Here is a 1,918-nt window from a genome sequence, read left to right on the forward strand (position 1 = left end):
GCCACAAGCGGCAGAGCTTTTTGAACCACACCCGGCACCCCTGGGTGGGTGAACCATACGAAGGGCTCAGCACCTCCCGCAGAACAACGTAGGGAGCGTTTTCAGCGTTGACGCTCAAGGGTGAGGACGGCAGCGGCCATGACCGTCATGCGGTTGGTGCTGCAGCGGGCTCTGCGGAAGATGCGCCAGGACTTCAGTTTCGCGACGCTTCGTTCGACCGGTGCTCGTGCCGCTGACAGGGCCCGGTTGATCGTCCGCTGGGTCACGGTGAGGTCCTGGTGCGGAAGACGTCTGATCGGCGTGGTCACCCATGAGCCGGCCCCGATGTAGGCGCGGTCGGCGAGGACAGGTACGCCCTGGCGTTCGCAGATCCGGATGATGCGGGTGGGTGCGGGCCGCGGTCAGGTCGTGAGTGCGGCCGGGCAGCGCGGGCGAGATCCACACAGCAGCTTGCCCGCAGGGTCGGCAACGACCTGCACGTTCACGCCGTGGCGGCGGTGCTTCTGGGAGAAGTCGGCCCGGCTGTCACCGACCCGGCCGCATTCGGCGAGCGTTCCGTCGAGCAGGACGTGATCGGGATCCGTTTCCCGCAGGACCCGCAGCAGCCCGGGCGCCCGGCGGGACAAATGGCCGACCACGGCGGCGACGTAGGCGTGGGCAGTGCCGACGGATATGCCGAAACCGGCGGCGATCTGCGCGAGCGTGTCGTGCCGGCGAAGGTAGACCAAGCCGACGAGAGCACGCTGGTGCGGCGGGAGCGCGCAGCGGCGGTCACCCTCACGGGTGACGATGAGCATGGTTACCCACTCGACCAGGGCGTGCGGGAGGTCGAGTGCGGCAGGATAGGGAACCAACGAGGCTCCTGCGCTGATGAGTTGAGACGTCGAACACCTCTCTCAACGGCACAGGAGCCTCGTGCGTTGCGGGAGGCCACCCCGTCACCCGACCGGTGGCCACTCTGAAAACGCTCAGTACTTCCCGAAGGGCACCGACCTGTCCCGCTGGTCGTCCGCAGACCTCGAAGCCGTCGCCCTGGCGATCAACAACCGGCCCCGCAAGATCCTCGGTTGGCGGACACCAGCCGAGGTCTTCGAGGAGCAGCATCACCTACGAGGCCACCTTCCGCACAACACCAACTGCGCTGACCGAAGCCGCATAGACCCCTGTCCAAGATCCGGGGTCAGGGCCCGGGTCGCCCGCACCGGCTTCTATCCCAAGAAGAACCGCGACGGCTCACCGCGGCCCGGTCCGTACCAGCACCTGGCCGAGGAGTTCGAGCGCCGCCTGGCCGCACTGCGCGAGGCCGGCGCCACGCCCGACCCACGAGCCGCCCAGGTCGAACGCCTCAAGAGTCAGGTAGCCGGGTTGAAGGACCGGCTCGCCGAGCGGAAGGAGCAACTCGCCGAGCTCGGTGAGTTCAAGCAGCGAGCGCTGTCCCAAATCGCCGCCCAGCAGATGGAGATGCAACGGCTTCGGGAGGCCCTGGCCGCACCGTCGAATCTCCGGGCACTTCCCCGGGCTCAAAGAGGATCTGCCCCCTACGGGTCATGTAGCTGAACTCCGGGCCATATGCCCCGGTGTGCCGGGACTGCGGTCAGGGCAGCACACCACTCTCAGTCAGCACTCGGTGCAGGTCCGCAGTGGCCGGTGCCCCCTCGGTCGTGCCGTCGACATGGCGGTAGAGCCGGCAGGACAGGCCCGCTTGGAGGCCCTCCGCTGCGAACGGGTCGGCTCCGTCCAGCAGGAGGGTGGGCGAGCCTGACATCCCCTGCCGGACGGCTTCGTCCGCGTCGTGGGCCTCGATCCATTCCACCGGTACGACCCTGAGGTTCCCCCGTCATGCGGGAGGTGCTGATCAGCTGGTCAGCAGGGGTTGATGGGTGTTCAGATTCGTTGGTTCGGCTGTCGCCTGCTCGGC

The 1,918-nt window shown here is 67.8% G+C and carries 2 protein-coding genes and 2 pseudogenes; 1 reads left to right on the forward strand and 3 read right to left on the reverse strand.

The annotated features are described in order from the left end of the window. Positions 1-101: 101 nt before the first annotated feature. Positions 102-854 (reverse strand): annotated as a pseudogene (locus ACWD1Z_RS37260) (transposase family protein). 115 nt (positions 855-969) lie between these two features. On the opposite strand from ACWD1Z_RS37260, the pseudogene ACWD1Z_RS37265 reads away from it, so the two are divergent. Then, a pseudogene (locus ACWD1Z_RS37265) lies at positions 970-1,101 on the forward strand (IS30 family transposase); the annotation flags it as partial. Positions 1,102-1,233: 132 nt separating this feature from the next. Here the strand turns inward: ACWD1Z_RS37265 and ACWD1Z_RS37270 are convergent. Next, the gene (locus ACWD1Z_RS37270) at positions 1,234-1,467 is read right to left on the reverse strand and encodes a hypothetical protein (RefSeq protein ID WP_451125331.1); all 234 of its coding nucleotides are present in this window, start codon (positions 1,465-1,467) and stop codon (positions 1,234-1,236) included. Between the two features lie 127 nt (positions 1,468-1,594). Then, the gene (locus ACWD1Z_RS37275) at positions 1,595-1,813 is read right to left on the reverse strand and encodes a hypothetical protein (RefSeq protein WP_451125330.1); all 219 of its coding nucleotides are present in this window, start codon (positions 1,811-1,813) and stop codon (positions 1,595-1,597) included. Positions 1,814-1,918 lie beyond the last annotated feature (105 nt).

Source organism: Streptomyces sp. NPDC002784 (genome assembly GCF_053592135.1).